Source organism: Saccharothrix longispora, assembly GCF_031455225.1.
Classification (GTDB): domain Bacteria; phylum Actinomycetota; class Actinomycetes; order Mycobacteriales; family Pseudonocardiaceae; genus Actinosynnema; species Actinosynnema longispora.
The window spans coordinates 2,250,412-2,272,087 of sequence record NZ_JAVDSG010000001.1; the positions used below are offsets into that span (position 1 = coordinate 2,250,412).

Consider the following 21,676-nt stretch of genomic DNA (forward strand, 5'->3'; position numbering starts at 1 on the left):
CCGGTCACCGGCGCGGTCGGAGGACCGTTCGCCGGGCTTTCCCGTCCCGCGGACGTGATCCCCTCGGCCAGGCTCCCACCGCGTCCACCTCTCCGGTGCGCTGCCACGTGATCCTGGTCGAGCTGCGGTGCGACCCCACCACCAACCCCATTACCAGCGCCTGACGGGATTCCTGCGATGCCGGTCCACCTCGACCCGTCGAACGGCGGAAACTTCTTCGCCATCCTGTTCGCGGGGCAGAAGATCCCGGAGATCGACTCGGCGGCCGCGTACGCGCACGCCGAGGAGTGGGCGAGGGCGGCTTCCCAGCTGGCCGGCTTGGGCGCGGCGATCGACGGGTTGGCGAAGCACGTCGAGGCGGGCGTGGGCGGTGCGACGGGGCGCGCTTTCCGCAACCACGTGAAGGACCTCGGAGGTGCTGTCCCGAAGCTGGCGGGGGCGGCCGAGAGCCAGGCCCAGGCCCTGCACCAGTTGGCGTTGCAGGTGGAGCACACCGAGTACTCGATCGTGATCGAGCTGAGCTTCTTCTCCCAGGCGCTGGTGTGGGCTCTGGCGAGTCCGTTCACGTCGCCGTTGGTGCCGCAGATCGTGGCTTACGGCCGGTTGGCGCTGGGACGGGTCATGGAGCGGCTGCACTGGTCCGCGCACCTGCTGAAGGAGGCGTTGCAGGAGGCCGTCGAGGAGATGCTGCAGGACGCGATCGCGCAGATCGCGCAGTTCGCGGAGGGCAACCGCCAGGAATGGGACACGCTCAACACGGTGCTGTCGGCCATCGGCGGCGCCATGGCGGGTGGGTTGATCGGCGGTGCGCACCTGCTGGGGCGCAAGATCATGCCGGAACTGTCGGACACGGCGGTGTTCGACGGCTTGGTGGAGGCCGGCGCGGAAGCCGTGACGGGCACGGTCCTGCCCCTGGGCGTGCAGCTGGTGCTGGGGCAGGAGCAGAGCCTCGACGACGTGTGGACCGGAGTGGTGAACGGCGCGTTCAGCGGCATGGTCCAGGGCGCGGCGGATCGCCTGTACGACGGCGAGGACCTGACCGGCGTCGGGGACCTGGACGACCTCGACCTGTCGGGGTTGGAGGAGATCGGCGACGTCGCGCCGGCGACGGGGACCGACGCGCCCGCCGATCCCGGCCAGGAATTCGAGCAGCGGGAACCCGAGCAGCTCGCCCCCGAGCCGGAGGGGGGACAACCCGTTCCCGGCGAACCGATCCCCGGCGAACCCGCTCCCGCAGAACCGGAATCCGCGCAACCGTTCATCGAGCAGCCGGAAAGCGCGGCTCCCGCCGAGGAGGACGCGCCGGCCCCGGTCGCTCCCGGGCTCGGCGGTCAGGTCGGTCTCGACCGCCCCATCGGCATCGGCACGGGCGCCGGGAGCGTGGGTGTGGTCGTCGCCGGAGGGATCGCGGGCGCTGTGGTCGCCGCGGCCGGTTCAAGTGCGGCAGGAGCCGGCACTCCACCGCAGGAGCAGCCGCGGGTAACCACCCCGCCCGCACGGGTGTCGTCCGACCCGGCCGGCTCGCCGGACCAGGGAGCCACCCCGCCCGCGACGGGTGCGCAACCGCCGTCGCACGGCGACCGGAACCCCGCGGACCCGCTGCTCCCGTCCGACCAGCGCACCCCGGTGGTCGAACCGCGCGAACCCTTGGCGGGTCCGGTGGGATCGACCGACGGACAGGGCTTCCCGGACGCCGCGCAGGCGCTTCCGTCCCAGCCCACCGCGGAGGACCGTCCGGGGACCGGCGCTCCGGCGGGTGACCAGCCCCGACCCCTGGGATTGGACGGGCGGCTGCCGTTGTACTCCGGGCCGGCCGACGCGGCTGGTCTGCCGGCCCTGGAGGTGGCGTGGCCCTTCCCGCTCGAACAGGGGCCTGCCGACGGCACGGTGACGACACCGCCGGGCGCGGGACATCAGGAGGGCACCCAGTCCCCGGCGGCCCAGTCCACGGCTGCCCAGTCCCCGGCAGTCCAGTCCCCGGCAGTCCAGCCCCTGGCGGCCCAGCAGCACGACGAGGCTCCCGTGGAGCGCGAGCAGGGGAGCCCGGGTCGGGACGCGGTCGCCCCGCGCACAGGCCCGGCGGATGCGGACCGCCCCGTCCCGGACACCGGAAACGAACCGGTGACGTCCGCGCCACGGACGACCGACCTGTCCGCCGCGGAGGACCACTCGTCCCCGGGGACGTCGGACCGGCCGGCCGGTGAGATGCCCCGGGATGCGGTCGCGCAGGTCCGGACGAGCGCGGACGCCACCGCGCTCGAAGCCCCGGCGGCACGCGGAGATGTGCGGGAGGGGGCGGTACCGGAGTCGTCGCCGACCGCCGTGCAGGGTGCGCAGCAGGGGCAGCCCCAGGAAGGTCCCCGCAAGGGTGGCACGCAGGGAACACCGGACGCGGTGCCGGCCGCCGGTACCGGGGCGTTCGATCACTCCACCGGCGCGGACACCCCGCGCGCCGAGCAGGAAGCGCCGTTCCCACAGCCGTCCTCGACCATCGAGCAGACCCATGCCGTTCCCGCGCCGGACATGGCGGGTTGGACCGACGGGACCTCTTCCGACGAGATCTTCTCCGACGAGGCCTCTTCCGGGGGCACCGTCGAGGCCGTCGAGACGGAACCCGCACCTGTGGAACTGCTCCGGGACTCGGCGGACGGCCTCGCATCCGAGCCCTCGTCCGAGGTGTCGTCCGATGCGATGGACGAGGCGCAGCGGTCGCCCTCCGGGTCTCCGGCTCCCGCCTCGTCGACGGTCGAGCAGCGGCTGGCGTCCTACAGGCCCGACCCGGCGAAACACGAGCGCGACGGGCGGTGGGTGCACACCGGGACGAAGGTCGAGTACGTCGACAACGAGCCGTCGCCGTTCGTCCGCATCCGGGTCGACGCGGACACCACGGTCGGCCTGACCCCGTTCATGGTCCGCAAGTGGTTCGCGGACAGCGGGATGGAGATGCCGCAGGAGAGCAGCCTGTTCGAACTGGTCTTCCCGTTGCTCTACGACGCCGGTCCGGGTGGCGGCGAGCGCTCCCCCGAGGTGTTCGACATCGGGGACGCGGCGGACTTCCGCCGCGAGCTGCGAGGGCTGATGTGGCAGGAGCACGCCCGGGAACAGCAGGACGTCGTGGACGCGGTCGACGCACTCGCCGAGTGGGTGACCACGGAATACCCGCCATCGGACTTCACCTACGTGGGCCTCGGTCGCAGCCCTGCTCCGTTGATGGCGGCGTTGCAGAACAGGGACCTCGACGCGGTCTCGGTCCCCCTGTCGAACTTCCGACCCCCGCCGGCGAACCCGAACTCGATCCTCGACAACGCCTACCGGGCGAACGACGGCAAGGTCGCTCCGTTGACCGACGAGCAGCGCGCCATGCTCGACGAGCACTTCGCCGAGTTCCTCGATGGTCTGCCGGACGACCGCGACGTCGTGCTGGTCGACTTCACCGTGACCGGCCTGTCGCTGCTGTCCGCGCAGCACTACCTCCAGCAGTACCTGGCGGTGCACAAGCCGGACGTCGCCGTGCACGCGCTGGCGCTGCACCAGGACGTCGACTCAGCCAACCTCGGCAAGACGGTCGACGCCGCCGCCCACCCCGCGTCGTTCCTGGACAGCATCACCGAGATGATCTGGGCGACCGACGGTGCCGCTGACCGCGAGCGGTGGCGCGACCGGTTCAACTCGTTCTCCCTGGGGGTCGACGGGCCGCTCGGCGACAAGGGCGCGCTGCTGGGCAAGGCCCTCCGCCGGGAGGTCTTCGACGACCTCGCCGAGTACGGGTCCTTCAAGTTGCTGAGCAAGGACCGGGAGGCGTTCGACCGGGACCGGCCGAGGCGTGAGCACGAGGTCGAGCCCGGGGTCACGACGGCCTACGAGGTCCTGCGCGACGCGGTCAAGGAGGTCACACCCCCGAGCCCGGCCCTGGTCGTCGAGCCCAAGACCGACGACCGGTCGATCGCGGACCCGGCCGCCAGTACCACCCACGACCCCGGCACCGGGCGGACCGGTGAGCTCGGCGGTGCGGGGGATTCCGGATCGGGCACCCCGCGGGCGGTGGGGTCCGACCCCCATTCCGCCGAGCGCGTGGTCGCGCCGCCTCGGACTGCCATGACGTTGCGTGCTGAGGTCGAGGCTTCGCTGGACGTGTTGACGAACGCTCCGGAAGTGGTGCGGGCGGCCGCGTTGCGGCGGGCGCGTGGGATCGTGGCATTCACGACGGCGGTCGATCCGGTTTCCGCACCGGGGGTGTTGGCGGATCTGACCGCCGTGGTCGCGGTCGACTTGGTTCGTCATGCCGGTGTGAAGGGTTATTACCGGGGTGCGGTGGGGCTGGCGCACCGGATCGCCTGGGATTTGGGGATCGCCGCGTCGATCTCGCCGTTGTCCCGGTCGGATGACGCGGTGTGGAACCGCGCCCCGGAGCGGGTCTGCGACGTCGTGCCCGGTGTCGCCGGGGTGACCGCCGACCAGCGGGACGACCTGCTGCTGTTGGCGAGGGATGTGGCGGAGGCGGCGCTCACACGTGGGGCGTTGGGTTATCTGCCGCCGGTGGTGGCGGTGTCCGGCGCGCGGGCCGAGCAGGTCGTGGCGGTGTTGCGGGACGTTCCGCTGGTGGTCGTCGAGGTGCGCGAGGGTGGTCGCGTCGACGGCACGGACGTGTTCGTGGACTGGGACCTCAGGCGCGAGACCCCACTGGTCCTGCGGGACATCGTCCCGACGGCGGATGCCTTGGTGCCGGACGTCGAAGCCCTGGTTCTGGCGGAGGGCGAGGAGGTCGGGGTCGCCGCGCAGCCGGAGGCGTCGATCCTGGACGACCCGACCTGGCGGCGCCGGACCGATGTCAGCGCGGACTGGTTCGCGCCGGCGCAGCCTGTTTCCCGGGAGCGCATCGAGGCGGTGCGTCCGGAGGTGGTCACCGGCACGGTGCGGGGTCGTGATCACGGTGTGGTCGTGACCAGCGAGATCACCCCGGAGCGGGTCAGCCTGGGGCTCGTGCTGCGGACCATCGCGTACGACACCCGTGAGTTCACCGTCGACGGGGTGGCGGTGCGCGAGTTCGCGGTGCGGTTGTTCCTGGACCCGCGCGATCCGCAGGACGGGACGATCAACGCCACGACCGCCGAGCTGGCGGAGTTGCAGCGGCGTGCCCGCGAGGGCGTCGAGGGGGTGTTCAACCGGGGGTACCGGCTTCCGGACGGGGCGCAGTTCCACGTCCGGATCGAGTTCGCCGACCGGCTGGAGGGTTCGCACGGCCACATCCGGATCACCCCTGCCGGGACGGAGGCCACCCAGCACACGTGGCCGGTCACGATCGAGCCGGGGGTGGTGGCGCACGAGTTCGGGCACTTCCTGGATTTGAGGGACGAGTACCTGGACACCGGTGAGCGCAAGCCGGTGTTCAACAGCTTCCCGGGCCGGGGGCTGGTCGTGGAGGACGGCGGCATCATGTCGCCCGATCCGCGCGCGGGGGGCGGATCGCTCAGGCCGCGTCACCTGGTGGCGGTCGAGAGGACCAGGAGGGCGTTGGAGAGTCCCGCCCCGACCTCCGAGGCGGCTTTGCGGCGGCTGGTGGAGCACGACCCGGGCTGGGTGTTCGACGACTCCGCCGTGTCCCCGTCCACCTCCTCGACCGACATCGCCGCCCACCCGCCGACCAACCAGACCGGTGACCGGGCGACACGACAGCAGGACACGTCGGCGGCACGGGGAGGCGTGCGGCTATCCCCCGGACCGGAGCAGTCCCCCTCTGGTTCTTCCGTTCCCGCCTCGTCGACGGTCGAGCAGCGGCTGGAGTCCTACAGGCCCGACCCCGCGAAGGAGGAGTACGACTGGCGGTGGGTGATCACCGCTGCGGGATGGGACTACGTCTACAACGAGCCGTCGCCGTTCGTCCGCATCCGGGTCGACGCGGACACCACGGTCGGCCTGACCCCGTTCATGGTCCGCAAGTGGTTGGCGGACCACGGGATCGACCTGCCGGAGCGGAGCTACCTGGCCGTACTGCTCGTCCCCATGCTCTACGACCCCGATGTGGAGGGTGGCAACCGCGCCCCCCGGGTGTTCGACATCGACGAAGCCGCGGACCTGCACCGCGAACTGCGCGAGATAGGACGGCAGGAGCACGTCCACCATCAGCAGGCGCTCGTGGACGCCATCGACGCACTGGCCGAGTGGGTGATCGCGGCGTACGCGCCGTCGAAGTTCACCTACGTGGGTCTCGGTCGCAGTCCGGCCCCATTGATGGCGGCGTTGCAGAACAGGGAGCTCGACGCGGTCTCGGTCCCGCTGTCGAACTTCCGGCCTCGCCCGGCGGACCCGAACTCGATCCTCAACAAGGCCTATCCGTCATACGACGCCTGGTATGCCCCGCTGGACGGCGAGCAGCGAGCCATGCTCGACGAGCACTTCGCCGAGTTCCTGGGCGGTTTGCCGGAGGAGCGCGACGTCGTGCTGGTCGACTTCACCGTGACCGGCCTGTCGCTGCTGTCCGCACAGCACTACCTCCAGCAGTACCTGGCGGCGCGGGAGTCGGAGATCGTCGTGCACGTGCTGGCGCTGCACTGGGACAGCGCGAGGAGCACGCTCGGCGCGGCGATCGACACCGTCTTCGACCTGGCGTGGTTCTCGGGTGACGACGCAGGGGACTGGTCGGGCAACGGCGTCGTGCACAGCGGTCGGTTCACCGCCTTGTCGCTGGGCGCGGACGGGCCGTTCGGCGAGAAGGGCGTGCTGCTCGCCGACACCATGATGCAGGCGAATTTCGACGCCCTCGCGGAGTATGGCTCCTACAAGTTGTCGAGCAAGGACCGGGCGACGTTCGACCGGGACCGGCCGCGGCGCGGGCACAACGCGGAGCCCGGGGTCACGACGGCCTACGAGGTCCTTCGCGAAGCGGTCGCGGAGACCTCGCGCTCGGCCCTGGTTGTCGAGGAGGAGGGGGACGGGAGCGACGGCGGGCAGACGATCGCGGACCCGTCCGCCAGTACCACCCACGACCCCGGCAGTGCTCACGACCTCGGCGCCGCGAGGACCGGCGAGCCTGGCACCCACCCGGCGCAACGCGCCGTGGCTCGGCCCTGGACTCCTGTGTCGCTGCGTGCGGAGGTCGATGCGTCGTCGGAGGTGTTGACGAGTGCCCCGGAGGGGGTGCGGGTGGCCGCGTTGCGGCGGGCGCGCGGCATCGTCGCGTTCACCACCGCGGTCGACCCGACCTCCGCGCCGGACGCACTGGCGGACCTCACCGCCGCGATCGCGATCGACCTGGTGCGCCACGCGGGGGTCAAGGGCTACTACCGGGGCGCGGTGGCCCTCGCCCACCGGATCGCCTGGGACCTCGGGATCGCCACGTCGCCCTCGCCGCTGTCCCAATCGGACGGGGGTGTGCCGAACCGTGCCCCCGAGCGGGTCTACGACGTCGTGCCCGGTGTCGCCGGGATCACCGCCGACCAGCGGGACGACCTGCTGCTGCTGGCGAAGGACGTGGCGGAGGCGGCGATCACCCGGGACGCGCTGGGCTACCTGCCGCCGGTGGTGGCGGTGTCCGGCGCGCGGGCCGAGCAGGCCGCGGAAGTGCTGCGGGATGTTCCGCTGGTGGTCGTCGAGGTGCGGGACGGCGGTCGCGTCGACGGCACGGACCTGTTCGTGGACTGGGACCTCAGGCGCGAGACCCCGCTGGTCCTGCGGGACATCGCCCCGACGGCGGAAGTCCCGACGGCGGACACCCTGGTGCCGGCCGTCGAGGCACTGGTCCTCGCGGAGGGCGAGGAGGTCGGGGTCGCCGTGCGACCGGAGGCGTCGATCCTGGACGACCCGACCTGGCGGCGCCGGACCGATGTCAGCGCGGACTGGTTCGCGCCGGCGCAGCCTGTTTCCCGGGAGCGCATCGAGGCGGTGCGTCCGGAGGTGGTCACCGGCACGGTGCGGGGTCGTGATCACGGTGTGGTCGTGACCAGCGAGATCACCCCGGAGCGGGTCAGCCTGGGGCTCGTGCTGCGGACCATCGCGTACGACACCCGTGAGTTCACCGTCGACGGGGTGGCGGTGCGCGAGTTCGCGGTGCGGTTGTTCCTGGACCCGCGCGATCCGCAGGACGGGACGATCAACGCCACGACCGCCGAGCTGGCGGAGTTGCAGCGGCGTGCCCGCGAGGGCGTCGAGGGGGTGTTCAACCGGGGGTACCGGCTTCCGGACGGGGCGCAGTTCCACGTCCGGATCGAGTTCGCCGACCGGCTGGAGGGTTCGCACGGCCACATCCGGATCACCCCTGCCGGGACGGAGGCCACCCAGCACACGTGGCCGGTCACGATCGAGCCGGGGGTGGTGGCGCACGAGTTCGGGCACTTCCTGGATTTGAGGGACGAGTACCTGGACACCGGTGAGCGCAAGCCGGTGTTCAACAGCTTCCCGGGCCGGGGGCTGGTCGTGGAGGACGGCGGCATCATGTCGCCCGATCCGCGCGCGGGGGGCGGATCGCTCAGGCCGCGTCACCTGGTGGCGGTCGAGAGGACCAGGAGGGCGTTGGAGAGTCCCGCCCCGACCTCCGAGGCGGCTCTGCGGCTGCTGGCGGAGCACGACCCAGGCTGGGTGTTCGACGACTCCGCCGTGTCCCCATCCACCTCCTCGGTCGACATCGCCGCCCACCCACCGACCGGCCAGGTCGGTGACCGGGCGACACGACAGGAGGACACGTCGGTCGCCGGCACGCGCGCGAGCACGCCGAGGTGGACGCCGGAGACCGTGCGGGAACGCGCCGACGAAGCGCGGGCGCGGGTGTTCGACGCCACCCAGCGGACGCAGGAAGTCCTGTACCTGCGGGCTCGCGGGCTCGTCGTGGAGGCCGACGCGGAGAACGCGGCCGGAGGGCTGCGCGCCGACCTGATCGACATCGCCGCCGACGAGTTGAACGCGGGCACCGACCTCGCCGCGATCTCGTCACTGGTGCACGCGGCCCTGAACGACCTGCGAGGCAGCGCGGTGCCGTCCGACGTGCGGCCGTGGACCGAGCGGGAGGTGCGCGCGAGGGCCGACGACGCGCGGCGCGGCGTGAACGGCCTCGGTGCCCGGACCCGGGCGGCCACGCTGCGGCGAGCGCGCGCGACCGTCGGGTTCCGGCGTTCCTACACCGATCTCGCACCGGAGGTGGCCGAGGACGTCACCGAGGTGGTCGCGCGGGAGGTGGCCGGGGACGTGGTCCGCCGGGCGAAGTACGTCCTGTCGACAGGGCTGGCAAGCATCGAGGCCGTCCCGGAGATGGCGGAACGCCTGGTGGTCGCCGTCGCGAGCGACCTGGTCGACCGGATCACCCTCGACCTGCCCCGTCGTGGCCTACCACTGGCGCTCGTGCACGAGGTGGCGTTCCCCCTCGTCGGCCGCGCGAGGACAGCACCGTGGACGCCGGAGGGGTTGGCGGCCGAGGTCGCCGCGACCAGGGACGTCCTGGGCACCGTGGACATCGCGACGCGGAAGGCCGCGACGCGGAAGGCGAAGGACTTCCTCGCGTCCAGGACGGACTACCGGGGCGTGTCCAAGGCGGCGCTGGAGGACCTGACCACGGTGGTCGCGGCCGAGCTGGTCGAAGCCGCGTTGCTGACAGCGGAGAAGGTCCTGACGTCCGGAGCGGACGGGGCAGGTCTGCCGCGCGACGTCTGGCCCTCCCTGACCGACGTGCTCGCGGCGGCGCTGGCGGTGGCGGACCCCTATCGGGAAGCGGAGTTCCTGGCACACCGCATGGCACTCGACCTGAGCCCCGGTGCCGGGGTGGCGTCGAGGGTGTCGCGGGCGTTGGCGGACAGCGCCCCGGCGGCACTGGACGCGTTGGGCGTGCACTTCGCGGAAATCAAGAAGGGCTACGACTTCTTCAAGTGGAGAAAGGTGCGGAACGAGCTTGAGTGGAGGCGTTACAGCACGTGGTCGGCCGATGCCTTCGCGGATCTGCGCGCCCTGTACGCGAACCTCGACGAGTCCGTGCTGAAGGACTTCAAAGCGGTCGTCGCGGCTGATGTGCTCGCCATGGAGGAGAAGCGGCGTGCGAAGCACTCCATGTGGAATTACCAGTCGAACGGATACGGCCGAGACCCACGTGGCTCGATCGGGCGCACCAAGGAGGCCATGGGGCTCGCGAAACCCTGGGAGTTCACCGCCCCCTCGACGGTGATGGACCTGGGACTCGGGGCCGAGATGCGATCGTGGACCCCGGAGGCGCTCAACGCCGCCGGCGCCGCCGCGTCCCACCTCATGGAAACCGTCAAAGACGAGCTCGACCTCGGACGGGACTACACGGGCTGGTTCCGGGGGAAGTTCTTCGGCTGGACCCTCGGCGGTGTGAACTCGCTGGCGAAGAGCACCGTCGAGTCCGTGACGGAAGGCGTCGAGCTTCCCCAGGAGCAGGTGCGGGCCCTGATCGAGATCGCCCGGGCCGAGATGACGATGCAGCGGGCGGTCGGCGGGGGGAACCGGGAGGTGGACTTCCTGCTCCGCCGGATCATGACCGACCTCGGTCACACCGGTCCGCCGTCGCCACCGGTCGTGGCCAAGAGGCCGACCGTGAACTGGATCGCGCCGGAGGCGTCGTACTACCCGCCCGACGAACGGGGACTGGAGCACCTGAAGAAGTCGATCGACCGCATCCAGCGCGCACAGGACGGGCGACGAGAGCTGGGCTACCCCCCTGCCAAGGTGTGGGTCTCGGGAGCGGACTTCCACATCGCTCGCGACCTCCTCCTCGACCGGGGAATCACCGGGGTCGAGGTGGCCGTCCACTTCCCCCGCCATGGCAAGCCCGGTGCTCACGTGTACGTGGACTGGACCGCGACGGAGTCCGAGCCCCCTGCGTACACCGTCGAGAGGCAGGACGAACCCCGTCCCGGGATGACGCCCAGGCGTTCCGTGCTGGACGACCCGTCGTGGCGGCACAGCGAGGCGGACACTGCGGACTGGTTCGACCCCCGGCTCCCCGTGAGCTCCGAGGACATCCTCGAAGCACGGAAGTCCGCACCCGTCGTCGGCACGGTGCGCGGCACGCACTACCAGGTGCTCGACACCAGCAAGGTCCACCACGCCCGCGCCGTCCTCTGGGGCGTGGAGCAGCTGATCACCTACGACGTGCGCAGCTTCCCGGTCCTCGGTGTCCGGGTGAGGGATTACACCATCAAGCTGCCCGTCAGGGATTACGACATCCACAGCCGCTACCGGAAGACGATCCTCCGCGGGGTCGAAGCGGTCTACAACCAGGGGTACAGGCTGCCCAGCGGAGAGCAGTTCCACGTCACCGTCGAGTTCGTCCTCCCAGGGTGGAGGTCGGATGCGGGCGAGGCGCACGCGGCTCTCGTCATCGGAGGAAAGACATCCCACGCCCTCGATCTCACCAGGGCCACCCAGGACCGCTGGCCGGCCGACTTCGACGAGTACACGGCGGCGCACGAGATCGGCCACTTCCTCGGCCTCGACGACGAGTACCTCGACAAGGCCCACCCCCGACCGCTGCTCCACGGGTTCTCGGGCCACTGGTCGGCCACGGCACACCACGAGCTGGACGACGCCCGTGCCGTCTTCATGCGCCAACCGGGTCGCGGACAGGTGGTCCGGAACGGCGGCGTCATGGGCTCGATGATGGGCAGCCGGACGGCCAGGAGGATGCACCTGCACGGGCATCACGACCTCAAGCCCCGCCACCTGTGGCTGTTGCAGCACCGCGAGAACGCATTGACCAACCTGCGCCCGAAACCCCTTCGCGACGGCCCCCTGGTACCCAGCGACGACTTCGTCCGCCCGAACGAGCCGGGGGACGACGTCGAGCCACCGACCTACGCGGCGGAGCCGGCCTGGCGGTCGCTGGAGGACGTGCTGTCCGACGAGTCCGCGCGGTGGACGCACGAGGAGGTTCGGCGGCAGGCGGAAATCGCGCGGGAGTGGGTGTTCGACAACTCGCTGTTCGCGCGGCGGGTCGTGTACCTGAGGGCCCCGTGGGTGGTGGAGGCCGCCGGTGGCTCGCCTGACGCGGCGGGTGCGGGGGTGTGGCCGGACCTGGTGGACCTGGCCGCGGCGGCGCTGACGGGGTACGGGGACCTCGCCGCGGCGGTGTCGTCGCTGCGGCGGGTCGTGGAGACCCTGCCCGCCGACGCGCCGCCGGACACCGGTGCGGCGTGGGAGGTGCGGGCGGACACCCTGGGCCACCACGTGGAGGTGGCCCGGGAGGTGGCCCGCGTGTCGGACGTGCGGTGGCGCGTCCGGGACTCGGTGGTGCGGCGGGCGCGGGCCGCGGTCGGGTTCCGGACCTCCTACAGCCCCCTGGGTCGCGCGCTCTCGGAGCAGGTGGTCGAGGTGGTCGCGCACAGGTTGCTGAGCGAGGCGTCCGAGCGGGCGCGGCGCATCGTCGCCTCCGGCGACTCCCGGGAGCACGTGTCCCCTCGAACGGCGGCCGACCTGGTCCACGCCGTCGCACCGGTGCTGCTCGGCACGATCGTCCTCAACCACCCCGGTGAGGGCGTGGAACCCGCGCCACCCTCCGGCGAGGGCGCGGGCTTCCTCGTCCACACGCTCTCCTTCAAGGTCGAACTCGGGACCTCGGTGCCGGCGACCGAGGTCGCAGCCGTCCTGGAGGTGGTGGACGAGAAGACGTCGGCGACCGCGATGCGGCGCGCGCGGGCGTTCCTCGCGTCGGCCCCCCACGCGGTGTCGGAGGACGTCGTGCGGGCGGTGGCGGCGGAGTTGGTGGAGAAGGCGTTCCACCGCGCGTGGTTCGTCGTCGAGTCCGGTGTTCCGGAACAAGGGCTGCCGGAGGACGTGGCCGAGCGCTTGAGGAAGGTCGTCACCGCTCGGTTGATCACCCGGGCGGCGGCCCAGGAGGTGGACCGCGACCTGGAGGTCCAGGTGCACCGGTTGGTCCTTCAACTGGGCGACTGGAGGACGTTGCCCGACCCCGGCGACTCCGAGCACGACTCGGCGCGGGCGGTGCTGGCGGACTTCGACACCGAGCAGGGCCGGGACGTGTCCACCGACATGCGGGCGCTGTCGATCGACATCGTCGGCTTCCGCGCGGTCCGCTTCGACTCCCCCCCGCCCCTGTCGGTGTTCAGGCTCTTCCAAGCCGAGCTGTTGAAACGCCGGTACGGCTCGCCTGGACTGCCCTCGGTGGGCAGGGCGGTCGAACCCTTCAGCCACGAGGTGCTCGATCGGGGCGTCGGTGTCGGAACACCGCCGTGGACCCCCGAAGACCTGCGCAGGGCCGAGGCTGCCGCACAGCGGCTGTGGGAGGCTGTGGAACAGACCCTGGTGCCGGCGGCTTTGCAACAGGCTTTCAGCACCGTCCTGTCCGTGATCGGTGACAACAGGACGTCGTCGGTGGTGCCGCCGGCCGCCGCGGACGACGTGTTGCGGTCCTACGTCTACATCGTGGCGACCGAGAACATCATCCAGCGCCTGATGGGCGGGCGGACCGGCGGCCCGGAGCAGTTGGCCTACCGCATCGGGCTCGACCTGGGACTCGTCGGACCCGTGAGCCCCCGCCTCCTGGAGACCCCGTGGGGCGAAGCCCCCGAGAACTTCCCCGCCGAGACCACCTACCAGGTTGTGAATGACGTCTTCAGGCCGATCTCGTTGGACGACGAAACGCGATTGGTGGAATTCGCCCACGAGATGACCCGTGCGCAGGAGGCCCGTTCGCGGCTGGGTTACGCGCCGGCTCGTGTGCGGCTCAGAGGGCCCGCCGCGTACCAGGTGGCGGACATCCTGCACCGGCACTACGCGTTCGCCGTCGAGGTGGTGGACGACGAAGGGCTGGAGGGGTTCGTCGATCTGCTGGTGGACTGGACCCTCCGGCCGTTGCCGATGAGTTACGCGCTCGCCACCCTGCCTGCCGCGGAGCAGGTGCAGCCCCCGGAGCGGGAGCCCGCGGAGCGGCTGACCGCCAGGGCGGCGCGATCGGCGATCCTGGGGAATTCGTCGTGGCGGTACAGCGCTGCCGACAGTGCGGAGTGGTTCGAGCCGCGTGAGCCGGTGCCGCCGACGCGCGTGCGGGAGGTCGCCGGTTCCGCCCCGCTGCTGGGCACGGTGCGGGGCGAGCGCTTCCGGGCGCTTCGCGCCGGCTCGATCACCGACCACCGCCTCGGACTGGAGGGGCAGCGCACCCCCGTCGCCTACGACTTGCGGGAGTTCGAGGTCGACGGCGTCCGGGTCCGGGACTTCGTCGTCACGCTGCGCGTCCGGACGCCGGGGGTGTCACCGGACGACGTCCTGGCCACGGTGGACGAGGTGTTCAACCGCGGTTACCGGCTGCCGGGCGGTGAGCAGTTCCACGTCACCGTGGAGTTCACCGACCGGTCGGGGGACGAGCACGCCCTCACCGTCGAGGCCACGCCGGCCGACACCCCGCGCGAGGTCGTGCGCCGGATCAGCACCCACCTGGGTGTGCCCGACGAATCCCGGGACCCGGCCGGGTACCTGCTCTCGTCGCATCGCGCCCAGACCACGCGGCCGACGGCCGAGTGGCGGGTCGAGCCGCGCCACCTGTGGACGATCGACGACCTCACCGAGCAGTTGCTCCAACCCCGACCGCTGTTCGACCGACCGCCCACCGCCGTGCCACCCACCCCGTCGGGTGCGACCGGTGGCGTCGAATTCCACTTCCCGTTCGCGCCCGACGACGGGGAGTGGTTGTCGCTCGATGCGGGAGTGGGAGCTGACAACCCGGACTTGGACGCCGGATCGGTGCAGGACGACGTCGAGGCGCCGGCCTTCGCGGAGCACGTCCCGTTGGCGCTGGACAGGTTGCGGCGGGATACTGGTTCTCTGCGGAAGCAGGTTTTCCGCTTGTCACTGCCCTTGCAGGAGCTTCTCTACCTGCGGGCTCCCCGAGTGGTCGAGGAGGCCGGTGGTTCGGTTGACAGGTTCGGCCGGGAGGTGTGGTCGCACCTCGTGGACACCGCCGCCTGGCAACTGATCGCACTCGAAGACGGGGAAACCGCGACGGCGGCCGTCCGGCGAATCGTGGACTTCCTGTTGCCACACTCGGCGGTGCTCCGGAACGCTTCACGGACACCTTGGAGCGCGGACGAGCTGCACGCGCACCGGCTGACGGTGGAAACCGAGTTCAGCGGCTACCGGAAGTGGGGGTCGGCGCACCGCAGGGGACGGGCCATCGTGGCGTTCCGCACCTCGTACAGCCCCGTCCCGCAAGCGGTGGCCGAGGACCTGGCCGTGGCCGCCGGAGCACTGATCTGGGCAACCACGCACGCCCGTGCGACCTCCCTCCTCCTGCACGGCGCCGACAGCACGAACCTGTCGCGGGACCCGGGGCGCATGATCGAGGCCATCGCGACGAGCCTGGTGAACCGCATGGCCTTCGCCGTCGGCGATGGCGAGGCGCGGCTGCTGACGTACCGGCTGCCGGTGCTCCCGAGCGGCCCGGACGAGGCCGCGGCCACCCCGCCCGGCGTACCGGAGGGAGTCCGCGAGGCCGCCCTGCGCCGGGTGCGGGACGCCCTGGCGGCCGGAGAGCTGACCGCCGTGGGAGCGGGCTCGGTGTCGGACGGCGAGGTCGAGGCGCACGCCGCGGGTCTGGCGGGTGCCGCGTTCGCCCGCGCCTCGGCCGTCGTGGGATTCGGCCTGAACGGGCGGCGGAACGACCAGGAAGGTGCGGACCCGGGCGGTGCGGACCCGACCGAGGTCGCGGATCTCGCCGAGGACGTCCTCGACGTGCTGCTCACCGGGACCGAGGCACACCTCCCGATGGTGACCGACGACAGCGGTGCGAACAGCTGGTACCTGGCTGCCGAGGTGCTGGTGCACCAGACCGTGCTCCACCTCGGCTCGCAGGAGTTCTCGCTGCCGGAGCTGTCACCGGAAGAGGTCGCGGCGGCGCGGCAGTGGTCGGACGACCAGGGCGACGTGGACGCCCAGCGGGAGTTGCGGCGGGTGCGGGCGGTCCTCGACTTCCGGACCACGAACACCGAGGTGCCCCCACCGGTGATCGAGGACGCCACCGTGGTCCTGGCGGCCCGGCGGGCGACCGGTCGAGTGCCGGAGCGCGATCGGCTCCAGGAGTTGTTCGACCGAGGTGTCGGCGTGGGGCAGAGGACGTGGACGGTGGAGTCGTTGCACGACGCCGCCGATCGGACCCCGCAGGTGCGCGACGCCCTGGCGTCACCGGGCACGGCCCTCACCTCCGCCGCCGTACGGGCGGACAGCATCGTGAACGCCCTCGTCGGTGACGCCAGGACGTCACCGGTCGTGCGGAGCGGGTGGACCGACCAGGTGCGGCACGCGTTCCGCGAGGTGGTGCTGACCGGGTTGGTGGTCGATTCGTTCGTCGGCGGGGGTGGCCGCGGGCCGGAGTTCCTGGCCCGCCGGATCGCGCTCGACCTGGATCTCCTGACCGGCTTCGACAACGAGGAGGACGAGGACTTCCCGGTGATCTCACCGGACTTCACGACGGAGCGGGAGTTCCACGGCCTCGTGGCCGGAGGACCGCTGTCGTCGGAGCAGCGGGCGGAGGTCGAGCGGTTCGTCGAGGAGGTCGAGCGGCGGCAGACCGAGCGTTCGGGTGCGGGGTACCGGAGGGCTCGCGTCCTGGTCGTCGGAGGGGCCGCCCACGAGGTGGCCCGGGTCTTCCGGGACGGGAACGCCACCGACGTCGAGGCGAGGGACGACCTGGGTTCGCCCGACCGGGTGGACGTGTTGGTGGACTGGCAGCTCCACCCGGTGGCACCTCGGGTGCCACCGGTCCCGCCGGTCGTGAGGTCGGTGGGGCCCGCAGTGGTCACGGCGGCGGGACCGGCGCCCGCGGCAGACCCGGGGGAGGGTTGGTTCGAGCCGCGGCGTGACCGGGTGCCCTCGGCGCGGGTGCGGGAGGTGCGGAAGTCCGCTCCGGTCGTGGGCACGGTGCGCGGTGAGCACTTCCACGTGTTGGACACCAGTGTGGTGGCGCACCACGGGAGCAGGCTTTCGGGTGTGCAGACCCTGATCGCCTATGACGTGCGGGAATTCGCGGTCGACGGTGCACGGGTGCGTGATCTCACCGTCAAGGTCTTCCTGACGGACGCGTTCACCCCCGAGGAGCGGTCGCGCGTGGCGGAGAACGCCGTGCGAGGTGTGGAGGAGGTGTTCAACCGGGGTTACCGGTTGCCGGGTGGTGAGCAGCTCCACGTGACGGTCGAGTTCACCGGTGAGCGGGAGGCGCACGTGCGCGTCTCGCCGGTGAGTGGGTCGACGGAAGCGCGCACGGACCAGGTCACGTGGCGGACCGATGCCGGCCCGGAGGTGCTGGCCCACGAGGTCGGGCACGTCCTGGGGTTGGACGACGACGTCGCGGACCGTCGCGCCGCGTCGGCTTTCCCGCGCCGGATCAGCGAGGTCGCCGGTGTCATGAACGGCCGCTCGTCGGACTTGCGCCCCGAGGACCTGGTCCTGATCGACCGGCGGATGAACGCCCTGCTGCGACCCGGTGCCCAGCCGGTCGAGGCGGGACCGCTGGAGAGGGAGGACGGCTTCGCCAGCCCGTACGCCCCGATCGCCCCCGCACCCACCGCCCCTGCACCCACCGACCCCGGACCCGACGCGGGGCCGGCGAACGACGTCGAGCCGCCGGCCTACGTGGTGGAGCCGGCGTGGCGGTCGCTGGAGGTCGTGCTGTCCGACGAGTCCGCCGAGTGGACGCACGAGGTGGTGGCGCGGCAGGCGGAAGCCGCGCGGGAGTGGTTGTTCGGCGATTCGCGGTTCCTGCAGGAGGTCGTGTACCTGCGGGCGCCCGAGGTGGTGAGGCGGGCCGTCGGTGGTTCGACGGACGCGTTCGGTGTGGCGGTGTGGTCGGACCTGGTGGACTTGGCCGCCGTGGCGCTGGCCGGGTACGGGGATCTGCGTGAGGCGGTGTCGGCGCTTCGGCGGGTCGTGGAGGCCCTGCGCGCCGGAGTATCGGTGAACCCGGCCGCGTCACGGGAGGTGTGGACGCCCGCACACCTGCGTCATGAGGTCGCCCGGGTGCGTGCGGCGGTGGGGTTCGGTGACGTGGAGGCTCGTACCCGGCGTGCCGCGGTGCTTCGGGCGCGGGCCGTCGTGGGGTTCAGGTCGTCGTACAGCGTGCTCGACGACTCGGTGTCGGAGTCGGCGGTCGAGGTGTTCGCGCACAGGTTGTTGACGAGCGCGTTCGAGCGGGCCGGGCGCATCGTCGCCTCCGGTGTCGGACCGGAGAACCTGCCCTCGCAGCTGGCGGAGGACCTGGTCGAGGCGCTGGCGGCCGCGTTGGTCGGCCGGATCGCTCTGGCCCATCCCGGTGGCGGGGCGGGGTTCTCGGTGCACCCGCTGCCCTTCGACGTGCGGGCCGGGTCGGTGCCGGAGATCCGTTCCGACGTCGTGCCGGAGGACGCGAACGAGGCGGTTCGGAAGATGGGGGAGATCGCGAGGCGCCGTGCGCGGGCGTTCTACGTCTCGACGTTGGGCAAGCGGCGGCAGGCGCTGCTCCGGGTTCGGGCCGCCGCCGGTTCGGACGTGGGTTCCGGTGTGGTGCGGGAGGACGTCGTCGAGGCGGTGGCGGCGGAGTTGGTGCAGGTCGCGTGGCAGCGTGCGCGGCGCGTGGTCGCGTCCGGTGTTCCCGGGGAGGAATTGGGTGATGCGGCGCAGAGCCTGGAGAGGGTCGTCGTCGCAAGGTTGTTGACCCGGGTTCCGGCCGAGGGTGTGGATCGGGATGTCGAGGTCGAGGCGCACCGGTTGGCGCTCCAGTTGGGCGACTGGAAGTCGACGCCCTTCCTGCGCGACCGCGAATCCGCAGCGGTGCTGAAATTGATCCAGGACCCCAGCCTGGTGCAGGCGCCTCTCCTGTACGGCGATGCGCGTGCCATCGTCGATTTCCGTGCCGCCCGCCTCCCCGCCTCCAGCACTCGGGACAGGGACTTCGGCAAGGTCTTCCTGTCAGGAATGGTCAGGACCCGGTTCGCCCCGCGGGTGCCGCGGGAACCGGGGACGCGTGTCGAACCGCTCCGTCGTGAGCTGTTCGACTTCGGCATCGGTGTGGGGACGGCACCGTGGACCCCCCGGGGTCTGCACAAGAGCGACGAGTCCGCGCAGGACCTCCTGGACAGGGTGGACCGTCGGTTGGCATCCGCGGCTCAGCAACGGGCGCGCAGCATCGTCCTGTCCACGATCGGTGGGAACAGGACGTCAGAGGTGGTGCCCGCGGATACCACCATGCAGGTGCTGGAGCGCTTCACCACGGTCGTCGCGGCCGAGATCGCCGTCCGCGCCCTGGTCGGCGTGCGCGTTCGCGAACCGGAGTTCCTGGCCTACCGGATCGCGCTCGACCTCGGCCTCGTCGGTGCCGTGGACTCCCGGCGTCCCCGGTCCCCGGAGACCTCGGGGCCGGAGAGCTCCGTCAGGGAGGCGGTCTTCCCCATCCGCGGCGGTGACCTGGAGCCACTGCCGGAGCAGCAGGCGCAGGAGCTGTCGAGGTTCGTCGACGAGGTGGGAGCCGCGCAGCAGGAGCGCCTGCAGCGGGGTTACCAGCCGGCTCGCGTGCGGGTCACCGGCCTGGCCGCGCCCCGGGTGGTCGACGTCTTCGAGGAAAGTGGCGTGCCCGGCGTCGAGGTGGAGCAGGACGAGTGGGGGTCCTGGGACCAGGTGGAAGTCCTGGTGGACTGGTCCCTTCGACCGCAGCCGATGAGTTACGCGTTGGCCACGCTGCCGCCGGCGGGACCGGCGGAGTGGCTGGTGGCGGAGCCGCGGGAGCGGTTGGCCGCCCGGGCGGCGCGGTGGGTGATCCTGGACGACCCGTCATGGCGACAGGGCCAAGCCGTCGGCGCGGACTGGTTCGCGCCGCGCGATCCGGTGTCCTCGGCGCGTATCCGGGAGGTGCGGAGGTCGGCGCCGGTGGTGGGCACGGTGCGCGGTGAGCGTTTCCACGTGTCGGGCACGAGCGTGGTGGCGCACCACGGGAGCAGGCTCTCGGGTGTGCAGACCTTGATCGCCTATGACGTGCGGGAGTTCGAGGTCGACGGTGTGCGGGTGCGTGACTTCACCGTCGGGGTGTTCCTCCCCGTCGGGGTGTTCCCGGCCGAGGGGTTCACCCCCGGTGAGCGCGCACGTGTGGCCGCCAACGCCCTGCGGGGTGTGGGTGAGGTGTTCAACCAGGGGTACCGGTTGCCGGGTGGTGAGCAGTTCCACGTCACGGTGGAGTTCACCGATGAGCAGGACGCGCACGTGCGCGTCTCGCCTTCGTCGTGGCGTACGGACCAGGTCACGTGGCGGGCCGATGCCGGCCCGGAGGTGTTGGCGCACGAGGTCGGGCACGTGCTGGGGTTGGACGACGACATCGAGCCTCGTGCTGTCGCGTCAGTGTTCCCGCGTCGGGTCAGCGCGGTCGACGGTGTGATGAACGGGCGTTCGTCGGAGTTGCGGCCCGAGGACCTGGTCCTGATCGACCGGCGGATGAACGTCCTGCTGCAGCGCGGTACCCAGTCGGTCGGGACGGGGCCGGTGGAGCGGGAGGACGGCTTCGCCAGTCCGTATGCCCCGGTCCTCCCCGCACCCGCGGACCCCGGTCCGGTGAACGACGAGGACGGACGCGAGCCGCCGGCCTACGCGCTGTACGGGCCGCTGGAGGTCGTGCTGTCCGACGAGTCCACCGAGTGGACGCACGAGGTGGTGACGCGGCAGGCGGAAGCCGCGCGGGGGCGGCTGTTCGGCGATTCGCGGTTCCTGCAGCAGGTCGTGTACCTGCGGGCTCCCTGGGTGGTCGAGACTGCCGGCGGTTCCGCCGAGGAGTTGGGTGTGGCGGTGTGGTCGGACCTGGTGGACCTCGCCGCCGCGGCGCTGACCGAGTACGGAAACCTGGACACGGCGGTGTCGGCACTCCGGCGGGTCACGAGGACGCTGCTCGCCGGCACGACACCGCAGCGGAGCGGGACGCGGAGGACGTGGACGCCCGAACGCCTGCGCCGCAAGGCCGCTCGGGCGCGCGAGGTGGCCAGGTCCGGTGCCGTGGAGCCCCGCACTTGGCGTGCCGCGGTGCGCCGGGCGCGGACGATCGTGGAGACGAGGTCGTCGTACAGCGTGCTCGACCACTCGTTCGCCGAGTCGGCGGTCGAGGTGTTCGCGCACGGGTTGTGGAGGAACGCGTCCGAGCGGGCCGGGCGCATCGTCGCCTCGGGTGTCGGGCCGGAGAACCTGCCTTCGCAGCCGGCGGAGGACCTGGTCCTGCCGCTCGCCGCCGCACTGGTCGGCCGGATCGCTTTGACCCATCCCGGTGGCGGGGCGGGGTTCTTGGTGCACCCGCTGCGCTTCGACGTGCGGTCCGAGGTGCCGTCGATCGACCCCGAGGACGTGCCGAAGGGCGCGAAGGAGACGGTCGCGAAGCTGGCGCAGACCGCGGGGCGGCGTGCGCGGGCCTTCGTCGTGCGGACCGCCGTCGGTTCGGACGCGGTCCCCGGCACGGTGCGGGAGGACGTCGTCGAGGCGGTTGCGGCGGAGTTGGTGCAGGCCGCGTTGCGGCGTGCGCGGCTCCTCGTCGAGTCCGGCGTTCCCGCCGGGGGGTTGCCGGGCGACGTGGCGGAGAGCCTGGAGAGGGTCGTCGTCGCCAGGTTGGTGATCCGGGTTCCGGCCGGTGGTGCGGACCGGGATGTCGAGGTCGAGGCGCACCGGTTGGCGCTCCAGTTGGGAGACTGGAAGTCGACGCCGTCCGTCGTGCGCAACAGTGAGTCGATAACGG

General features: G+C 71.8%; 1 protein-coding gene (cut by a window edge). It reads left to right on the forward strand.

Going from position 1 to position 21,676, the window contains the following annotated elements; all coding sequences use genetic code 11:
- The first annotated feature begins 177 nt into the window (after positions 1-177).
- Positions 178-21,676 carry the 5' portion of a WXG100-like domain-containing protein gene (locus J2S66_RS09195; protein WP_310306206.1) on the forward strand. 11,750 nt of this gene lie beyond the right edge of the window, so 21,499 of the gene's 33,249 nt are visible here — the first part of the coding sequence; its start codon is at positions 178-180; its stop codon lies off the right edge, out of view.